This window comes from Exiguobacterium aestuarii (genome assembly GCF_020171655.1).
Classification (GTDB): domain Bacteria; phylum Bacillota; class Bacilli; order Exiguobacteriales; family Exiguobacteriaceae; genus Exiguobacterium; species Exiguobacterium aestuarii_A.
In genome coordinates this window covers 195,873-212,949 of sequence record NZ_JAIVAC010000001.1, presented here as the reverse complement: position 1 = coordinate 212,949, position 17,077 = coordinate 195,873, and the positions used below count along the sequence as shown (strand labels likewise).

Sequence of the window (17,077 nt, the reverse complement as noted above, 5' to 3'; positions counted from 1 at the left end):
GGACGAAAGAAGCCGTGATCTTCCGCGGTACCACCTTAGTTCGCCAACAAAGTGGCGCACTCAAAATCGAATAACGGTCGATGGACCGAACTTTCCTACTCCATTCAGAAAGTCAGCTCCGAGGCGACTTCCGCGTCCATCCCTCGCAACCTTTCACCAAGCGGTCGCGTCTCTAAAAAGGAATGGATGATGCGTACTACTCCTCATCAATGCAATTCATCGTATCTGTTAAATAATTGTAGCGACAGAAACGTCAGCAGTCAAGATTAGAGTGAAAACTCTTCTTGAAGCTCTTTAAACGTCGCCTCGACCGCTGCAATCGTCTTCTCGATATCCTCATCCGTATGCGCCGTCGAGAGGAACAATCCTTCGAACTGTGACGGTGGCAAGAATACGCCGCGCGCTGCCATCTTCTGATAGTACGAACGGAACATCTCGAGGTTCGCCGATTTCGCTTTTTCGAAGTTCGTTACTTTCTCGTTCGTGAAGAAGAAACCAAACATCGAGCCAGCACGGTTCGTGTCGTGCGGGATGTTGTATTTCTCACCAGCTTGCGTAAATCCTTCCGCGAGACGGTCTGCCTTACGCTCGAACTCCGCGTAGTGCTCAGGCTTCAGTTGCGAGAGTGTCGTGTAACCAGCAATCATCGCGAGTGGGTTACCTGAGAGCGTACCTGCTTGATAGATTGGACCTTGCGGCGCGATCTGTTCCATGATTTCGCGTTTCCCGCCGTAAGCACCGACCGGAAGTCCACCGCCGATGACCTTACCGAGACACGTGAGGTCCGGTGTGACACCGAAGTATCCTTGTGCACAGTTATACCCGACACGGAAGCCCGTCATGACCTCATCAAATATGAGAAGCGCGCCATTTTGTTCCGTGATTTCACGGAGTCCTTCGAGGAATCCTGGTTGTGGTGGTACGAAGCCCATGTTTCCAGCCGCTGGTTCGACGATGACACCAGCGAGATCGTCACCGTATTTCTCAAACGCGACGCGGACTGCGTCCAAGTCGTTGTAAGGAACGGTGAGCGTGTGGCTTGCGAGTTCTTTCGGTACACCTGGTGAGTCCGGGAGACCGAGTGTTGCGACACCAGAACCGGCTTTAATGAGTAGCGAGTCGCCGTGTCCGTGGTAGCATCCTTCGAACTTCAAAATCTTCGTCTTCCCTGTATAGCCGCGTGCGAGGCGAAGTGCCGCCATCGTCGCTTCCGTACCCGAGTTGACCATACGAACCATCTCGATTGATGGGACGCGGTCGATGACGAGTTCTGCCATCTTCGTCTCGAGCTCGGTCGGCGTTCCGAACGTCCAGCCTTTTTCAGCTTGCTCTTGAATCGCTTTCGTGACGACAGGGTCACGGTGACCGAGGATGAGTGGTCCCCATGAGAGGACGTAATCGATATACTCGTTGCCGTCGATGTCATAGACGCGTGAACCTTCACCACGTTCGGCGAAGATTGGCGTCATACCGACCGATTTGTAGGCACGGACCGGACTGTTGACACCGCCTGGCATGAGTGGGCGGGCTTGTTCGAACGCTTCTTGTGAGCGCGTTTGGTTGTATGTCATGCGTAGTCTCCTTCCAAATAGCGACAGACGTCTTTTGCGAAATACGTAACGATGAGATCGGCACCGGCACGTTTGAATCCGACCATCGTCTCCATGACGATGCGCTCTTCGTCGACCCAGTCGTTGAGTGACGCGGCTTTGATCATCGCGTACTCTCCGCTCACGTTATACGCCACGATTGGCATATCGAGTGAATCGCGCATATCACGGATGATATCCATGAACGCGAGAGCCGGTTTGACGATCATGAAGTCGGCACCTTGTTCGACGTCCGATTGTGACTCGCGGAACGCCTCACGACGGTTCGCCGGGTCCATCTGATAACCTTTACGGTCGCCTTCACCAGGAGCTGATTGGGCAGCGTCACGGAACGGTCCGTAATACGCCGACGCATATTTTACGCCATAGCTCATGATTGGGATGTGGCTGAATCCGTTTTGGTCGAGACCTTCACGGATGGCTGCGACGAATCCGTCCATCATCGAGCTCGGCGCGATGATATCGGCACCCGCTTGTGCTTGCGTGATCGCCGTCTGGACGTGAAGTGGAAGCGATGCGTCGTTATCGACGTTCCCGTCCTTCACGAGGCCACAGTGACCTGTAGACGTGTACTCACATAGGCACGTATCGGCGATGACCGTGAGCTGTGGCGCCCACTCTTTTACTTTACGGATTGCTTCTTGGACAATGCCGTGGTCGTGATACGCTTCACTGCCTTCCGGGTCTTTATGTTCCGGCACGCCGAACAAGAGCACGGATTGGAGACCGAGGTCGACGATTTCTTTGATTTCTTCTTCGAGTCGGTCAAGTGAATAATTAAAGACGCCAGGCATCGAGCTGACTTCACGTTTAATGTTAGTCCCTTCAATGATGAAGAGTGGGTAAATCAAATCTTCTTTCCGAACATGATTTTCACGTACGAGGGCACGCATCGACTTCGATGAGCGAAGACGACGGTGACGGTCAAACTGGTTCATGAAAAATCCTCCCCTACACACTGTATTAATGCATCCATAGTATAACATTCTGGCACTCGTACCGGTAACGTCGACACTTGTCGGACGGCACGTTCGGTCACTTCGCCGATGGCGTACCACGTCCCGGTGAAGCGGGACAAGTGCGGTGTGAGCGCCTCGACGGCCGACGGGCTCAAGACGAGCAGCGCCTTCACGGCCTCGAGTTGTTGCTGTTGCGCCGGTGTCAACGGCACTGGAATCGTCTCGTAGACGACCCAGTCCTGCACGTGAGAGAGCATCGTCATATGCGACGTGTTCGCCAAATTGCCACGCGCGAACAAGACGACCTCATCGGCGGAAACGACATCGCGTAACTGCTCAAAGAGCGCCTCACCCGTATACGTCTCCGGCATGAGCGAGACGATAAACCCTTCCGCTTCAAGCGCCCGCTTCGTCTTCTCACCGACAGCAGCAACCTTGACGTCACGCGTCAGATTTCGAAGCGCGGGCACCGCGTTCTGGCTCGTGACGACGAGCCAGTCGAATCTCTCCACGGGTGGTGGGACGTGCGTCTCTCTCGTCTGAATGAGCGGGACATGATGAACGGAAAGACCGCTCGCCTCGAGCAGTGCCCGTTGCGAAGCGGTCATTCGTTTCGTTCCCGTGTACCAGACGTCACTCATTGACCGAGGCGAGGATTTCACGCCCGCCACGTCCAAGCAATTCTTCAGCGACGTCCATTCCGAGTGCGACCCCGTCCGTTGACGTTTTCGTCACGCGAAGCACTTCTTTCCCGTCCACTGACGCGATGAGGCCCGTGAGCGTCACTTCATCACCGTCGACCGTTGCGTAACCGCCGACCGGGACGTGACAGCTACCTTCGATGGCTTTTAAGAAAGTCCGTTCCGCTGTCGCGGCTTTGGCCGTCACGTCATCGTGTAACAACTGAAGCACTGCCGTTACTTCTGCATCGTCTTTACGGCTCTCGATCGCGAGTACACCTTGTCCGACAGCAGGTACCATGACGTCCGGGTCAAGCGCTTCGAAGTCGACACGGTCCGTCCACCCCATCCGTTCGAGCCCGGCTTTCGCGAGCAAGATGGCGTTGTAGTTCTCCGAATCCAACTTCTTCAGACGTGTGTCGATGTTTCCGCGGATCCATTGAATTTCAAGATCGGGACGTGCCGCTAAGATTTGTGCCCCACGACGGAGCGAGCTCGTTCCGACGATTGAACCTTTCGGAAGCGTCTCGAACGTGTAGCCGTTCTCGCAGATAAGGACGTCACGTGCGTCGACACGTTTTGGCATGCAGCTGATATAGAGTTCTTCCGGAAGTTCGGCTGGAACGTCTTTCATGCTGTGGACGGCGAAGTCGATGTCCCCGTCGAGCATCTGTTGTTGAATCTCTTTGACGAATAGACCTTTCCCGCCGACTTTCGACAATTGTACGTCGACGATTTGATCCCCTTTCGTCACGATTTCTTTAATCTCGAACTCATTTTGTGCTCCGGCTTGTTTCAATTGTTCGATGACCCATTTCGTTTGAGTCATGGCAAGTTGGGAACGGCGTGAGCCGACGATGATTTTTCGCATGTTGAGTCTCTCCTTCATAGAAAAAGGCGACACATGTCGCCTTTTATATCTTGTTAGCGCATCAATGCGCGAAGTGGTGCTTTGGCAGAAGTGGCATCTGTTTCTTCCACTTCGTCTACCGGCTGTTCTGGCAACTCGACATCGAGTCCGAACGTCTCGACAAACTGGGCAATTCGAACGTTTGCGTCTGGCTGTGCCGCTGCGTCTTTAATGTAGTCAATCGGGTCACGAAGCATCTGATTGATGATTGACTTCATATGTTTCCCGATGACTTTCTTGTCACGCGCCGACAAGTGGTCGAGCTTACGCTCTAGACTCGTCATCGTGTCTTCTTGAATATCAAGGGCACGGGCACGCAACTCGTTCATAATCGGTACGACACCGAGCGTGACGAGCCATGTTTGGAACTCTTGAATCGCTTCATCAATCTTCATCTCGATCTTCTCGGCCTCGAGGAGACGAGCTTCGAGATTCTTGTTGACGATTCCATTCAAATCATCGACATCGAACAAATGAACACCTGGAAGTGTCGCGACCGCTGGATCGATATCTCGCGGCACAGCAATGTCAATGAGAAGAAGTGGACGTTCACGGCGCAACAATTGTGCCGCTGCCACATCGTCATATCCGATGACGGCGTCTTTCGCCCCGGTCGAACTGATTAAAATATCCGCATCGAGTAAGCCACATGCGATTTCACGAATCGAATGGGCACGACCTTTGAACTTATCCGCAACAGCTTTCGCCTTGCTCTCCGTCCGGTTGAAGACGGCGATCTGTTTGGCACCAGCCTCGAACAAGTTGAGTGTTGTCAGTTCACCCGTTTCTCCGGCTCCGACGACGACAACTTGCTTATCTTCGAGCTGTTGGTACATTTCTTGTGCGAGCGTCACGGCAGCCGAGCTGACCGATACAGACATTTCCCCAATTTGCGTGTCCGTATGGGCGCGCTTGGCGAGTGTGACCGCTTCTTTGAATAATTTGTTGAAGACCGTTCCTGTCGTTCCATGCTCTTGGGCACGGAAGAAACTTGTCTTCACCTGACCTAAAATTTGTGTTTCCCCGATGATCATTGAGTCGAGGCCCGATGTGACACGGAACAAGTGACGAATCGCCTCTTCCCCTTCTCGAATCGACAAGTATGGTGTGAACTGCTCCATCTCTAGATTGAACCAGTTCGCCAAGAAACGTTTCGTGTAATAACGTCCAGTATGGAGTTGATCTGTCACGACGTACAGCTCCGTCCGGTTACACGTAGACAAAATAACCGACTCGAAAATGCTCTTCTCTTCGCGAAGTGCAATCATCGCATCCACGATTTCTTGCTCCCCAAACGAGAACTGCTCCCGAATCGCGACAGGGGCTGTCTTGTTATTTAGTCCAACGACGACAATATGCATGTATCTCTTCCCCTCATCTAAAATCCACCGACGGTTGTCTCTTCTTTTTTTCAATCTCTACCGTACATTATAACAGTTCTTATCTGGTAACTATAATCTTCTGTTTGATTTTCCTGAAATAAAATAAGAACTTTTTGTGACAAAAAGAAGTAGAAATGGCGAAACCCCATTTCTACACTTCTTCTTATGCATTTGGTGAGTTTGGATCAGTAATAATGGGGCTTTCCGTCTCTTCTTTGTCCAAATATTGTTCGCGCTCTTTTAGTTTATAGATACGAACGATATTTTGGACAACTGTTTTAGCGACCGCATAGAACGGTACGGCGATGAGCATCCCGATGATCCCTGCCAAGTTCCCAGCCACGAGCAAGACGATGATAATCGTGAGCGGATGTACTTTTAAGGACTTCCCTTGAATGAGCGGCGAGATGACGTTCGATTCGATCTGCTGCACGATGATGATGACGACGATGACCCAGATGACTTTGATCGGATCTTGAATGAACGCCACGATGACAGCTGGTACGGCACCTAAGAACGGTCCGACGTATGGGATGATGTTCGTCACCATCATGAAGAGAGCGAGCAAGATGGCATAATCTACCCCGACGATCCAAAGACCGATGAGCGACGTGATCCCGACGAAGAACGCGACGAGCAGTTGAGCGTTGACATAGCTTCGCACCGTCTCGTGCATGTCATGCAAGATGTGACGCGTCTCTTTCTCATAGCTTGATGGCAAGAGTTTGACGATAGCGTCCGGCAGACGCTTCCCGTCAAGTAACATGTAAAGAAGCATGAACGGGATGACGACGATTGTGATGACCGCCGACGTCACGAATCCGACGACTTGCCCGAATGACGACGCGATGTTTCCGAACAAATCTCCTAAATACGACGTGATGTTCGTCGTCAAATTGCGGAACATCTCATCATTTTGTGCCATGAAGCGCGACAAGAACTCGTTTTGGAGTAACGTGTCTCGGACGGCGAACGCTTGTTGTTGAAGCTCTTTCGCGATACTCGGCATCGCATTGATGAGCGACGTGACCTGCTCAGCAAGGACCGGTCCGAGAATACTGAAGACGATGGTAAAGATGAGCACGAGACCGATCAGTGTCATCGCGACCGCGAGTGCCCGTTTCCCTTTCAACCGTTTTTCTAAAAAGTCGACGATGCCGACCAAGAAATAAAAGAAGAGCCCGGCCACAATGAGTGGGACCGTGACGAGTGCCAAAATAACTTGAATCGGTTCAAACACGAATGAGATCTCTGTTCCGACCCAAATGACTAAAAAGATGGTCAGCGTCCAAAAGAGGGCGCGGTACCATTTGTTTTCAAACATGCGCTGCATTTCTCCACCTCGTTTACGATTATGACTATGTACTAACTATGATTATACGATAATTACCCGCTTACGGGATGAGAAAAACAAAAAGGCGAAGGAATCCCTTCGCCCATACTTCATTCACCTTCCGTGATGAGTGCATAAATTGCTTTCCACGCATCGTCTTTTCCTTCTGCTGTTTCGGCTGAGAAAGCGACGAAACGGTCAGATGGATCGAACTGAAGCTTACGTTTTACCGCTGCCTCGTGCTTTTGACGCTGGCTCTTCTTGATCTTATCGAGCTTCGTCGCTACGACGATGACAGGAATGTCATAGTGCTTCAAGAAGTTGTACATCGTCACATCGTCACCCGTCGGCTCATGACGGATATCGACAAGCAAGACGACGCCGCGAAGTGCCTCTTGGCTCGTCAAATATTGCTCCATCATGACGCCCCACTTCTCACGCTCTGTCTTTGATACTTTCGCGTAACCGTATCCTGGAACGTCAACGAACATGATTTCATCATTGATATTGAAGAAGTTGAGGGTCTGAGTCTTTCCTGGTTTTGAAGACGTCCGTGCGAGCGCCTTCCGTTGGCAAATCTTATTGATGAACGACGACTTCCCGACGTTCGACCGTCCGGCAAGCGCCACTTCCGGCAACTCATGGACCGGATAATGGTCTGGCGCGACGGCACTCGTCACGAATTCTGCTTTGTTGATCTTCATTTAATTTCCTCCAAATGCTACATCTAGTACTTCATCGAGGGTCGTCACGGGAACGAACGTCAGTTTCTCACGCACCGTTTCTTGAATGTCATCGATGTCTCGCTCATTATCTTTCGGAATGACGATGGTCGTCAACCCGGCCCGATGAGCGGCGAGCGCTTTTTCTTTCAATCCACCAATCGGTAAGACGCGTCCACGAAGTGTGATCTCCCCCGTCATCCCGACATCGCGATGGACTTTCTTCCCGGTCAACGCGGAAATGAGTGCTGTCGCAATCGTGATCCCGGCCGATGGTCCGTCTTTCGGTACGGCACCTTCCGGAACGTGGATATGGATGTCTTGTCGCTCATAGAACGTCGGGTCAATCCCGAACCGCTCCGCATTCGCACGGACATAGCTATATGCCGTCTGTGCCGACTCCTGCATCACGTCACCGAGTTTACCCGTCAACTGAAGCTTGCCTTTACCAGGTGCGAGCGCCACTTCGATTGTGAGCGTGTCTCCACCGAACGCCGTGTAGGCAAGACCTGTCACTGCACCGATTGAGTCCTCGGTCTCTCCTTTTCCGTAACGATACTTCGGTTTTCCGAGATACGTGATGATGGCTTTCTTCGAAATCGTGACCCGTTTCTTCTCACCGATCGCGATTTGTTTCGCTGCTTTACGGCAGAGCGAACCGATGACGCGTTCTAAGTTCCGGACACCCGCTTCACGTGTGTAGCGACGCACGACTTCATAGAGCGCATCTTCTTTGATCGTCAATTGGCTCTTCTTCAATCCGTGCTCTTTCAACTGTTTCGGCACTAAGTGACGCTTCGCGATTTCGACTTTCTCAAGCTCCGTATACCCACCGATTTGGATGAGTTCCATCCGGTCAAGGAGCGGTGCCGGAATTTGCGAGACATCGTTCGCTGTCGCGATGAAGAGGACGTTCGACAAATCGAACGGTTCTTCGATGTAGTGGTCCGAGAACGATACGTTTTGCTCTGGGTCAAGTACTTCGAGCATCGCCGACGCCGGGTCTCCTCTGAAGTCAGAAGCCATCTTGTCGATTTCATCGAGTAAGAAGACCGGGTTCTTGCTTTCCGCTTGCTTCAACCCGCGGATAACACGTCCTGGCATCGCGCCGATATACGTCCGGCGGTGACCACGGATTTCTGCCTCATCGCGTACCCCACCGAGTGAGACACGAACGAAGTGACGTTCAAGCGCCGAGGCGATCGAACGGGCGAGCGACGTCTTCCCGACCCCTGGAGGTCCGGCGAGACAAAGGATTGGTCCACGAAGCGAGTTCGTCAACTGACGAACGGCCAAGTATTCGAGGATTCGGTCTTTCACCGATTCTAGGCCGTAATGGTCATCGTCGAGGACGTCTGCCGCATGTTTCACATCGAGCTTGTCTTCCGTCTCGATGCCCCATGGAAGGGATGCGACCCAGTCGAGATAGTTACGGATGACCGCATATTCCGGCGACGTTTGTGGGACGACGTTCAATCGCTCTGCTTCACGCATGACGTTCTTTCGAGTCGTCTCTGGCAAGTCGAGCGCTTCTAACTTCTCGCGGAGGCGATTCGGCTCAGACTCTTGTGTCTGGTCACCGAGCTCTTGTTGAATCGTCTTCATCTGTTCCCGTAAGTAGTACTCGCGCTGTGACTGCTCAATCGACTTCTTCGTCCGCTCGCGCATCTCTTGCTCGAGTTCGATCACTTCCACCTCGTGTGCGATGATTTCAAGCAGTTCAAGCCCTCGTTTGACCGCATCTGCTTCTTCGAGCATCGCTTGGCGAAGTTCGACATCGACATCTAGTTTCGACGTGATATAGTCCGTGAGCGATTCGAGTCGCTCATACATCTCGAAACGACGACGTTCGTCCGGGGACATGCCTTTGATGTTGGCGACAAGTTTACCGAACTGCTCTTTCAACAGACGGACGAGCGCCGTACGCTCGACCTCTTCCCCTTCAGCAAGCTCGAGTGGTTCGACGTTAGCGAACCAGCCTTCATCCGTCGATTCGACCGAGTCGACGCGGACACGCTCTTTCCCGACGATGCGAACCCGAATCGTCTCGTTCGACAATTCGCTCATCTTGGCGATATGAACACGCGTTCCAATCGTGTACAAGTCTTCCGGTTCTGGTGATTCGTTTCCGGTCTCTTTTTGAGTGACGACAATTAAATCCGTTTCATGCTCCTTTGCAGCAAGGAGCGCCCGAAGTGATAACGGGCGTCCGACATCGATTGTCACACCGATGAGCGGATATACGACGACTCCTCGCAACGGAAGGATTGGTAATTTTTCCATCTACAACGCCTCCTGTGCAAAAAGGCCCAAAACTCGGAGTGTGCCGAGTGTTTGAGCCTTCTTCGTTAACAAATTATGCTGTCTCTTTGTTGTCCCCTGTCTGTTCGACAGTACCATCACGAAGGACGTATTTCGGACCGGCAAGACCCGTAATCGTTTCATCTGTGATGATGACTTTCTCGATATCGTCACGCGATGGGACAGTGAACATCACATCGAGCATCATTTCTTCGATAATCGAGCGGAGACCGCGCGCGCCAGTCTTACGTTTGATCGCAAGTTTGGCGATTTCGATCAATGCCTCGTCTGTGAACGTCAATTCGACATCGTCAAGCTCGAGCATTTTCTCGTACTGACGAACGAGGGCATTTTTCGGCTTCGTCAAGATTTCAACGAGTGCTTCCTCATCGAGTGTCGTGAGCGTCGCCATGACTGGCAAACGACCGATGAACTCAGGAATCAAACCGAATTTTTGAAGGTCTTCAGGAAGTGCGCGGGCGAGCAAGTCTTCTTGCGTCAACTCGCGATTCTCTTGATCGTTTCCGAAACCGATGACTTTCTTCCCGATTCGGCGTTTGACGACCGATTCAATCCCGGCGAATGCTCCGCCGACGATGAAGAGAATGTTTGTCGTATCGATTTGGATGAATTCTTGATGCGGATGCTTACGTCCACCTTGTGGCGGTACGCTTGCTGTCGTCCCTTCAAGAATTTTAAGAAGTGCCTGCTGAACGCCTTCACCGGATACGTCGCGCGTAATCGATGGGTTTTCAGACTTACGAGCAATCTTATCGATTTCATCAATATAGATGATTCCTTTTTCAGCCTTCTCGACATCATAGTCAGCTGATTGGATCAATTTGAGCAAGATATTTTCGACGTCTTCACCGACGTAACCCGCTTCCGTCAAGCTTGTCGCATCCGCGATTGCGAATGGGACGTTCAAGACGCGAGCCATCGTCTGGGCGAGAAGCGTCTTCCCGCTACCAGTTGGTCCGATCATGACGATGTTCGACTTCGCAAGTTCGACATCATCTGAACGGCCGCCGGCGTTGATGCGTTTATAGTGGTTATAGACAGCGACTGAAAGCGCACGTTTCGCACGGTCTTGTCCAATGACATAATCGTCTAGAATGTTACGAATCTCTTGTGGTTTCGGAATGTCTTTGAATTCGACTTCTTCCTCTACACCGAGCTCTTCCTCAACGATTTCATTGCAAAGTTCGATACACTCATCGCAAATGTATACGCCTGGTCCGGCGACTAACTTACGAACTTGTTCTTGCGATTTTCCGCAAAACGAGCACTTGAGTTGCCCCTTTTCCTCGTTAAATTTGAACATTCGATACACCCCTTCTGTGGTGAAAATGGATGTAAGTGCGATAAATCGCGATTTGTATTTTCTGGTGCGATGCACCGTGAAAAGACATTTTACATCTCTGCGTTGAAATAATTGTAGCATGAACATATTGCGACTTCAAAGAATTACACATTTAAAGTGTTGTGACAGAAAAAAGGACGACCGCTAAGCAGTCGTCCCACTAAAAATCAACTTACTTCGCTTTACCGTTTTCAACGAGGATGTCGATCGCTTTACGGAATTTGAGGTCACCTTTAAGTGTCTCAAGACCGCCTTGTGGAGCGAGCATCGTACGGAGTTGGTCCGGTGCGATGTTGTAAAGTTTAGACATTTCTTCAAGCTCTTTCTCAGCATCTTCGTCAGATACTTCGATTGCTTCTTTGTCAGCGATTGCTTTCAAGACGAGACGAGCTTTAACGCGCTCTTCAGCTTGCTCTTTCATCTCTTCGCGCATTGCTTCTTCAGAAGTACCAGTGAGTTCGAAGTACATGTTAAGGTCGATTCCTTGTGAAGATACACGTGAACCGAATTCTTGTACCATGCGGTCTACTTCTTGGTCAACGAGAACTTGTGGTACGTCGATTGTCGCGTTAGCAGTTGCCTGCTCAACGAGTTGGTCGCGCATTGTACCTTCAGCTTCTTGTTTCTTACCAGCTTCTAAACGCTCACGGATGCTCGCTTTCAACTCGTCGAGTGTCGAAACAGACTCGTCGATGTCTTTTGCGAACTCGTCGTCGAGTTCAGGAACTTGTTTTGTTTTAACTTCGTGAAGTTTGACTTTGAATGTCGCTGGTTTACCCGCTAAGTTTTCAGCATGGTACTCTTCAGGGAATGTTACTTCAACGTCTTTTTCTTCACCAGCAGTCATGCCGATCATTTGCTCTTCGAATCCTGGGATGAATTGACCAGAACCGATTTCGAGTGTGTAGTTCTCAGCTGTGCCGCCTTCGAACTGCTCACCGTCAGCGAAACCTGCGAAATCAAATACAGCTGTATCGCCGTTTTCGATTGCACCTTCTTTAACAGCGAGTTCTGCGCCTTGCTGTTGAAGTGCTTCAAGTTCTGCTGTTACTTCGTCTTCTGTTACTTCAGTTGAAACAGCTTCGTACTCGAGGCCTTTGTATTCGCCAAGCTCAGCTTCTGGCTCAACCACGAATGTCACTTTGAAAGCGACTGGTTTGCCTTTCTCGAGCGTGCCGTCTACATCGATGTTTTCGAGCGCGATTGGTTCGAAACCAGCTTCTTCAACCGCACCTTGGATTGTGTCGCGGTAGAGAATGTCGAGCGCATCTTGATAGAGTGCTTCTTCTCCATACATTTTGTTGAACATTGGGCGTGGCAATTTACCTTTACGGAAGCCAGGCACGTTCAAGTCTTTGACGACTGTTTTAAATGCGGCGTCAACTGCTTTATCAAAAGCTTCTGCAGGAGCTTCGTACGTGAGTACGCCTTGGCTACCTGATGTTTTTTCCCATTTTGCTGTCATGCTAAGTCCCTCCAACAATTCGTTTATACCGTACAAAAATGTACAACAATCCGTATTATAGCATAAATCCTCGGTATGCACACAAGGATTTAGTCTAATAACGCCTGTGTGAAGCGCAGATCCGCCTCTAAAATCGCAGCTGCCAAACCGTCGACTGCCTCATCATGCAAAATCGCTTGTTTCGCCTGTACGAGCGCCTGTTCCACGTCCGCTTTTTCAGCCGGCACATACGGATAATGCGTATACATATAGTTCATCAACAACTGAGTCCCGATCTCATCGCCCTCAACTGATTTTTGAAGCGAGAGGACGGTCTTCTCCCACGTCTCGATGTGCGATGTTGCCTCCATTTGCGACATCTCGTTCGTCGAATCCCCATCCGACCACTTGATGACCGCAAGTTCGGCAAAAGCCTTCTCTAACACGATTAATTTGACGAGCTTCGGTCGCTTGGATACGAGTAGCTCATGCAACACATTGTCGAGCACCGAATCGATATTGAAATGGACATGTTGCAACGCCTCGATTTGTTCCCCTGTACTGCCTCGCGTCAACGTCCGTTTCAATTTGGCGATGGCCGCCGGAAACTCGGTCATCTTCAACACTTGAAGCACTTGATGTGCCTGTGTGTTGACCGTATCTTTTTTGTCTTGCCATTCGAGGTACTGGTTGATCCAGTGCGCCGCTTCAAACGGCTGGTCCCGCATGATGTAATACTGCGCGATCTGTAATCCGCCCGAAGCCGGTTCTTCCGCTTCCGCCATCTGGATGGCGACGAGTTCCTGCAACTTCTCGAGCGTTTCCGGGTCGTCCGGTTTTTCCATCGCACATTGGAAGATTTCCATGAAAATAAACGGGTCACCCGGAATCGCCTGATACCAATCCCATAAAATCGGTTCGATCCGCTGTCGTTCCCCAGAAGCATCTGCTTCTTGAATCATCTTGTGCAGACGCGACCAATTCCCGGGGAACGGATAGTCCTGGTCCTTTTCCTTCTCCATCTTCCCTCACCCTCTCTTCCATTCCCTTTCATCTTCCGTTAGGACGCGATTCCTTGTCAATCGATTTCCCGGAAAATGAAAAAAGAGACGTTCTCCGTAGAGAGCGTCTCTATTTTAATGGAAGCGTCCCAAGAGGGATTCGAACCCCCGACCGACGGCTTAGAAGGCCGTTGCTCTATCCTGCTGAGCTATTGGGACATTGACATGAAAACTATAATAGAAAAATGGTTTCCTGTCAATTGATTTCCCATTCGAAACTCATAGTTTTCCTGCGATGTCCAAATCTTCGACGTGAGAACCGTCTTCCGAGCGATAAAAACGTACCGTGGCTTCCCCGTTTTCTAGGTCAAGAAGCGCATACGTTTTGTCCGAACGTCCCCGTGGCATCCGAATCGAACCCGGGTTGATGTAGACGACCCCATCCTCGATCAAAGCACCCGCCACATGCGAGTGACCGAACAAGACAACGTTCGCGTCCACTTCTTCAGCCCGGTAACGCAGCCGATTCAAGTCGAATTTGACGTCGTGATGATGCCCGTGGACGATGAGGATCGTACCGGCATCCGTCGTCTCAATCCGTTCGAGCGGAAGGTCTCCACCAAAATCACAATTCCCACGGACCGTTCGATACGGCAATAGATGTTCATCGACAAGCGCGAGTTGTGAATCACCGCAATGGAACGCGTCATCAATCTCTGCCTCGTGTCGTTCAAAAATCGTTGTCAATTCTTCCGTCAGACCATGACTATCACTCACTATTAGAAAACGCATAAGCTTCATCCTTTCATGAATGGAATGATTTCTGCCTCCAGTTTTCGTAATGCCTGTCCACGGTGACTGACGACCGCTTTTTCTTCACGTTCTAGTTCGGCCGCCGTCTTGTGGAGCGATGGGACGATAAAGAGTGGGTCGTATCCGAAACCGTTCTCGCCACGTGGGGAATAGCCGATTGTCCCTTCAATCGTTCCGCGAACGGTCAACGTCTCTCCTGTCGGTTTCGCCAGGCAGAGGGCACAGACGAAGCGAGCCACGCGATTCGTTTGCCCGTTCAATTTTTCAAGAAGAAGCGCATTGTTCGCCTCATCCGACTTTTCAGGACCGGCGAAGCGAGCTGAATATACGCCAGGTGCCCCATCGAGCGCGTCAACTTCAAGACCGGAGTCATCCGCGAGAACGGCATGCCCGAAATAGACAGCTGCTTCCGTCGCTTTTAACGCCGCATTTTCTTCAAATGTCGTCCCTGTCTCATCTGTTTCCGGCGCATCCGGATAGTCGAGTAGTGATTCGACCTCAAATCCGAGCGGTGTCAACATCCCTTCTAGTTCTTTCACTTTTCCAGGATTGTGTGTCGCAATGATCAACTTCATAATGTCTCCTCCGAACGTTCTCCGACGTACCACCACGAAGCACCGAGTGCCTCTTGTGCCGTCTTGAATAATGATTCGATTCCGTGTTGTGCGAGCGCGAGCATCTCGTTCATCTCTTGAAGCGTGAACGTCGCCTCTTCACCTGTCCCCTGAACTTCGACGAACCGACCGCTCGCCGTCATGACAACGTTCATGTCGACTTCAGCCGCCGCGTCTTCCATATAGTCCAAGTCGAGAACGAGTTCATCGGTACGTCCGACCGAGATTGCCGCGACGCCTTCTTTGATTGGTGTATCGTCGAGTTTCCCTTGACGGATCAACCGATCGACGGCGAGGACGAGGGCACAAAAACCACCTGTGATGGATGCCGTACGTGTACCGCCATCCGCTTGGATAACATCACAGTCAATCCAAATCGTGCGTTCGCCGAGACGTTCCAAGTCAACGACCGAGCGGAGTGATCGGGCGATGAGACGTTGAATCTCCATCGTTCGACCCGATTGCTTCCCACGTACCGCTTCTCGGACGGTCCGGTCACCTGTCGCACGTGGCAACATGGCATACTCGGCATTGATCCAGCCTTGCTTCTTCCCGCGAAGGAAGTTCGGTACACGTTCTTCGACGGTCGCTGTACAGATGACTTTCGTATCACCGATTGAAATAAGGACAGATCCTTCCGCATGCTTATTCACATGCGGTACAATCTCGACTGTTCGTAATTCATCAAATCGTCTCGTATCACGCAATGCCGGTCACCTCGACTTTCTCCGCATGGACCGGACGACCGAGCCATTCGCTCGCCAATCGGTCAAATAGTTCAATATCCCCCGTCGCATAAAAGGCATGGGATGGGACGGTATCTAATCCGTTCTCGAGCTCTTGATAATCAAGCATCGCTGCGACTTCGAGCGCCGTCTCGTCACCAGACGAGATGAGGTGCACGTTCGGTCCGACCACGTCCTGGATGACAGGAGCAAGAATCGGATAATGCGTGCAACCGAGAATGAGTGTATCCATCTCGGAAGGTTGTAGCGGACGCAACGTCTCTTCCACGATTTGACGGACGCGGTCTCCCGACACGTTCCCCGCTTCGACGAGCGGCACAAAAGGTGGGCAAGCGAGTGAGTACACGTCGACCTCACCAGCTACGTGACGAAGCGCCTTTTCATACGAAGCACTCTCAATCGTCATCTTCGTACCGATGACACCGATATGTTTATTTCGCGTCCCTTTGACGGCCGCACGGGCACCTGGGTCGATGACACCGATGACCGGGATATCGAGGCGTTTCCGCGCCTCTTTCAAGACGACCGCCGTCGCCGTGTTACACGCGATGACAATCATTTTGACGTCTTTCTTCAATAGAAACTCAATGAGTTCCCATGTATAAGCTTCAATCTCATCGTGCGGACGCGGTCCGTATGGACAGCGTTCCGTATCCCCGATATAGATAATTTCTTCTTTAGGGAGCTGGCGCATCAATTCTTTGACTACCGTCAACCCGCCGACTCCTGAATCGAGGACTCCAATCGCTCGTTTCATTTTGCATCACTTCCATTCTCACCTATCTTACCAAAAAACATCAGACGGAAAAAGAAACGTTCCCATGACAAAAAAAGACGAGGTCGCCAATGGCGCCTCGTCCCTTACCCGAATTACTGAGCAAGACCTTCGCTAGTGAGCATGTCAGAAAGCGTGTTGATCGCTTCTTCTGCATCTTCACCTTCAGCAGTGATCTTGATTGTAGAATCTTTTGCGATACCGAGTGAAAGTACACCCATGATCGACTTCAAGTTAACTGTTTTACCATTGTACTCGAGGTTGATGTCTGATTGGAACTTAGAAGCTGTGTTAACCAACTGAGTAGCTGGACGAGCGTGAATTCCTGAATCAGCAACGACTGTGAACGTTTTTTCCATGAGATGATGGTCTCCCTTCAAAATTCAATTCTACAGGCGAACCGGCAGAATATTTTTTGTTTGTG

16 protein-coding genes, 1 tRNA gene and 1 other annotated feature (1 of these 18 running past the window's edge) are annotated in these 17,077 nt (G+C 51.1%); all 17 genes read right to left on the bottom strand.

Annotated features, from left to right (window positions below; genetic code table 11):
• Positions 1 to 219 (bottom strand) — a binding site (T-box leader); it reaches 5 nt to the left of the window's first position.
• A 47-nt stretch (positions 220 to 266) separates the two neighbouring features.
• The 17 genes from hemL to LCM29_RS01030 all read right to left on the bottom strand — a co-directional run bounded on the left by hemL (position 267) and on the right by LCM29_RS01030 (position 17,012).
• Positions 267 to 1,571: a glutamate-1-semialdehyde 2,1-aminomutase gene (gene hemL / locus LCM29_RS01110; protein WP_031421390.1), complete on the bottom strand. Its 1,305-nt coding sequence runs from the start codon at positions 1,569 to 1,571 to the stop codon at positions 267 to 269.
• On the bottom strand, positions 1,568 to 2,548 hold the full coding sequence (gene hemB / locus LCM29_RS01105) for a porphobilinogen synthase (RefSeq protein WP_224860404.1): 981 nt from the start codon (positions 2,546 to 2,548) through the stop codon (positions 1,568 to 1,570). The genes hemL and hemB overlap by 4 nt, the downstream gene beginning before the upstream one ends.
• The gene (locus tag LCM29_RS01100; RefSeq protein ID WP_224860402.1) at positions 2,545 to 3,177 is read right to left on the bottom strand and encodes a uroporphyrinogen-III synthase; all 633 of its coding nucleotides are present in this window, start codon (positions 3,175 to 3,177) and stop codon (positions 2,545 to 2,547) included. Before LCM29_RS01100 ends, hemB begins: the two co-directional genes overlap by 4 nt.
• A 25-nt stretch (positions 3,178 to 3,202) precedes the next feature.
• Positions 3,203 to 4,120 carry a hydroxymethylbilane synthase gene (gene hemC, locus LCM29_RS01095; RefSeq protein ID WP_224860400.1) on the bottom strand — a complete coding sequence of 306 codons (918 nt, stop codon included), beginning with the start codon at positions 4,118 to 4,120 and terminating at the stop codon, positions 3,203 to 3,205.
• A 53-nt stretch (positions 4,121 to 4,173) separates the two neighbouring features.
• A complete protein-coding gene (hemA, locus tag LCM29_RS01090) occupies positions 4,174 to 5,520 on the bottom strand; it encodes a glutamyl-tRNA reductase (protein ID WP_214760507.1) in 1,347 nt (448 codons plus the stop codon).
• A gap of 184 nt (positions 5,521 to 5,704) precedes the next feature.
• Positions 5,705 to 6,874 carry an AI-2E family transporter gene (locus LCM29_RS01085; protein ID WP_224860398.1) on the bottom strand — a complete coding sequence of 390 codons (1,170 nt, stop codon included), beginning with the start codon at positions 6,872 to 6,874 and terminating at the stop codon, positions 5,705 to 5,707.
• A 110-nt stretch (positions 6,875 to 6,984) separates the two neighbouring features.
• Complete coding sequence (gene yihA, locus LCM29_RS01080; protein WP_074032795.1) at positions 6,985 to 7,578, bottom strand: ribosome biogenesis GTP-binding protein YihA/YsxC; 594 nt, start codon at positions 7,576 to 7,578, stop codon at positions 6,985 to 6,987.
• Entirely contained in the window at positions 7,579 to 9,879 is a 2,301-nt protein-coding gene (lon, locus tag LCM29_RS01075; RefSeq protein ID WP_214760505.1) for an endopeptidase La, read from the bottom strand.
• Positions 9,880 to 9,952: 73 nt separating this feature from the next.
• Complete coding sequence (gene clpX / locus LCM29_RS01070) at positions 9,953 to 11,221, bottom strand: ATP-dependent protease ATP-binding subunit ClpX (RefSeq protein ID WP_015881113.1); 1,269 nt, start codon at positions 11,219 to 11,221, stop codon at positions 9,953 to 9,955.
• Between the two features lie 211 nt (positions 11,222 to 11,432).
• Positions 11,433 to 12,725 carry a trigger factor gene (gene tig, locus LCM29_RS01065; RefSeq protein ID WP_214695268.1) on the bottom strand — a complete coding sequence of 431 codons (1,293 nt, stop codon included), beginning with the start codon at positions 12,723 to 12,725 and terminating at the stop codon, positions 11,433 to 11,435.
• An 89-nt stretch (positions 12,726 to 12,814) separates the two neighbouring features.
• Positions 12,815 to 13,726 carry a hypothetical protein gene (locus LCM29_RS01060; RefSeq protein WP_214749751.1) on the bottom strand — a complete coding sequence of 304 codons (912 nt, stop codon included), beginning with the start codon at positions 13,724 to 13,726 and terminating at the stop codon, positions 12,815 to 12,817.
• Between the two features lie 124 nt (positions 13,727 to 13,850).
• Positions 13,851 to 13,924: transfer RNA gene (locus LCM29_RS01055), tRNA-Arg, on the bottom strand.
• A 60-nt stretch (positions 13,925 to 13,984) separates the two neighbouring features.
• Positions 13,985 to 14,497 carry a metallophosphoesterase family protein gene (locus tag LCM29_RS01050; protein WP_224860396.1) on the bottom strand — a complete coding sequence of 171 codons (513 nt, stop codon included), beginning with the start codon at positions 14,495 to 14,497 and terminating at the stop codon, positions 13,985 to 13,987.
• Positions 14,498 to 14,502: 5 nt separating this feature from the next.
• Positions 14,503 to 15,093: an XTP/dITP diphosphatase gene (locus tag LCM29_RS01045; protein ID WP_224860394.1), complete on the bottom strand. Its 591-nt coding sequence runs from the start codon at positions 15,091 to 15,093 to the stop codon at positions 14,503 to 14,505.
• A complete protein-coding gene (gene rph, locus LCM29_RS01040) occupies positions 15,090 to 15,839 on the bottom strand; it encodes a ribonuclease PH (protein WP_214760500.1) in 750 nt (249 codons plus the stop codon). The genes LCM29_RS01045 and rph overlap by 4 nt, the downstream gene beginning before the upstream one ends.
• Positions 15,832 to 16,635, bottom strand: a complete 804-nt coding sequence (racE, locus tag LCM29_RS01035) for a glutamate racemase (RefSeq protein WP_224860392.1) — start codon at positions 16,633 to 16,635, stop codon at positions 15,832 to 15,834. Before racE ends, rph begins: the two co-directional genes overlap by 8 nt.
• Before the next feature lie 113 nt (positions 16,636 to 16,748).
• On the bottom strand, positions 16,749 to 17,012 hold the full coding sequence (locus LCM29_RS01030; protein ID WP_015881106.1) for a phosphocarrier protein HPr: 264 nt from the start codon (positions 17,010 to 17,012) through the stop codon (positions 16,749 to 16,751).
• Positions 17,013 to 17,077: the final 65 nt, after the last annotated feature.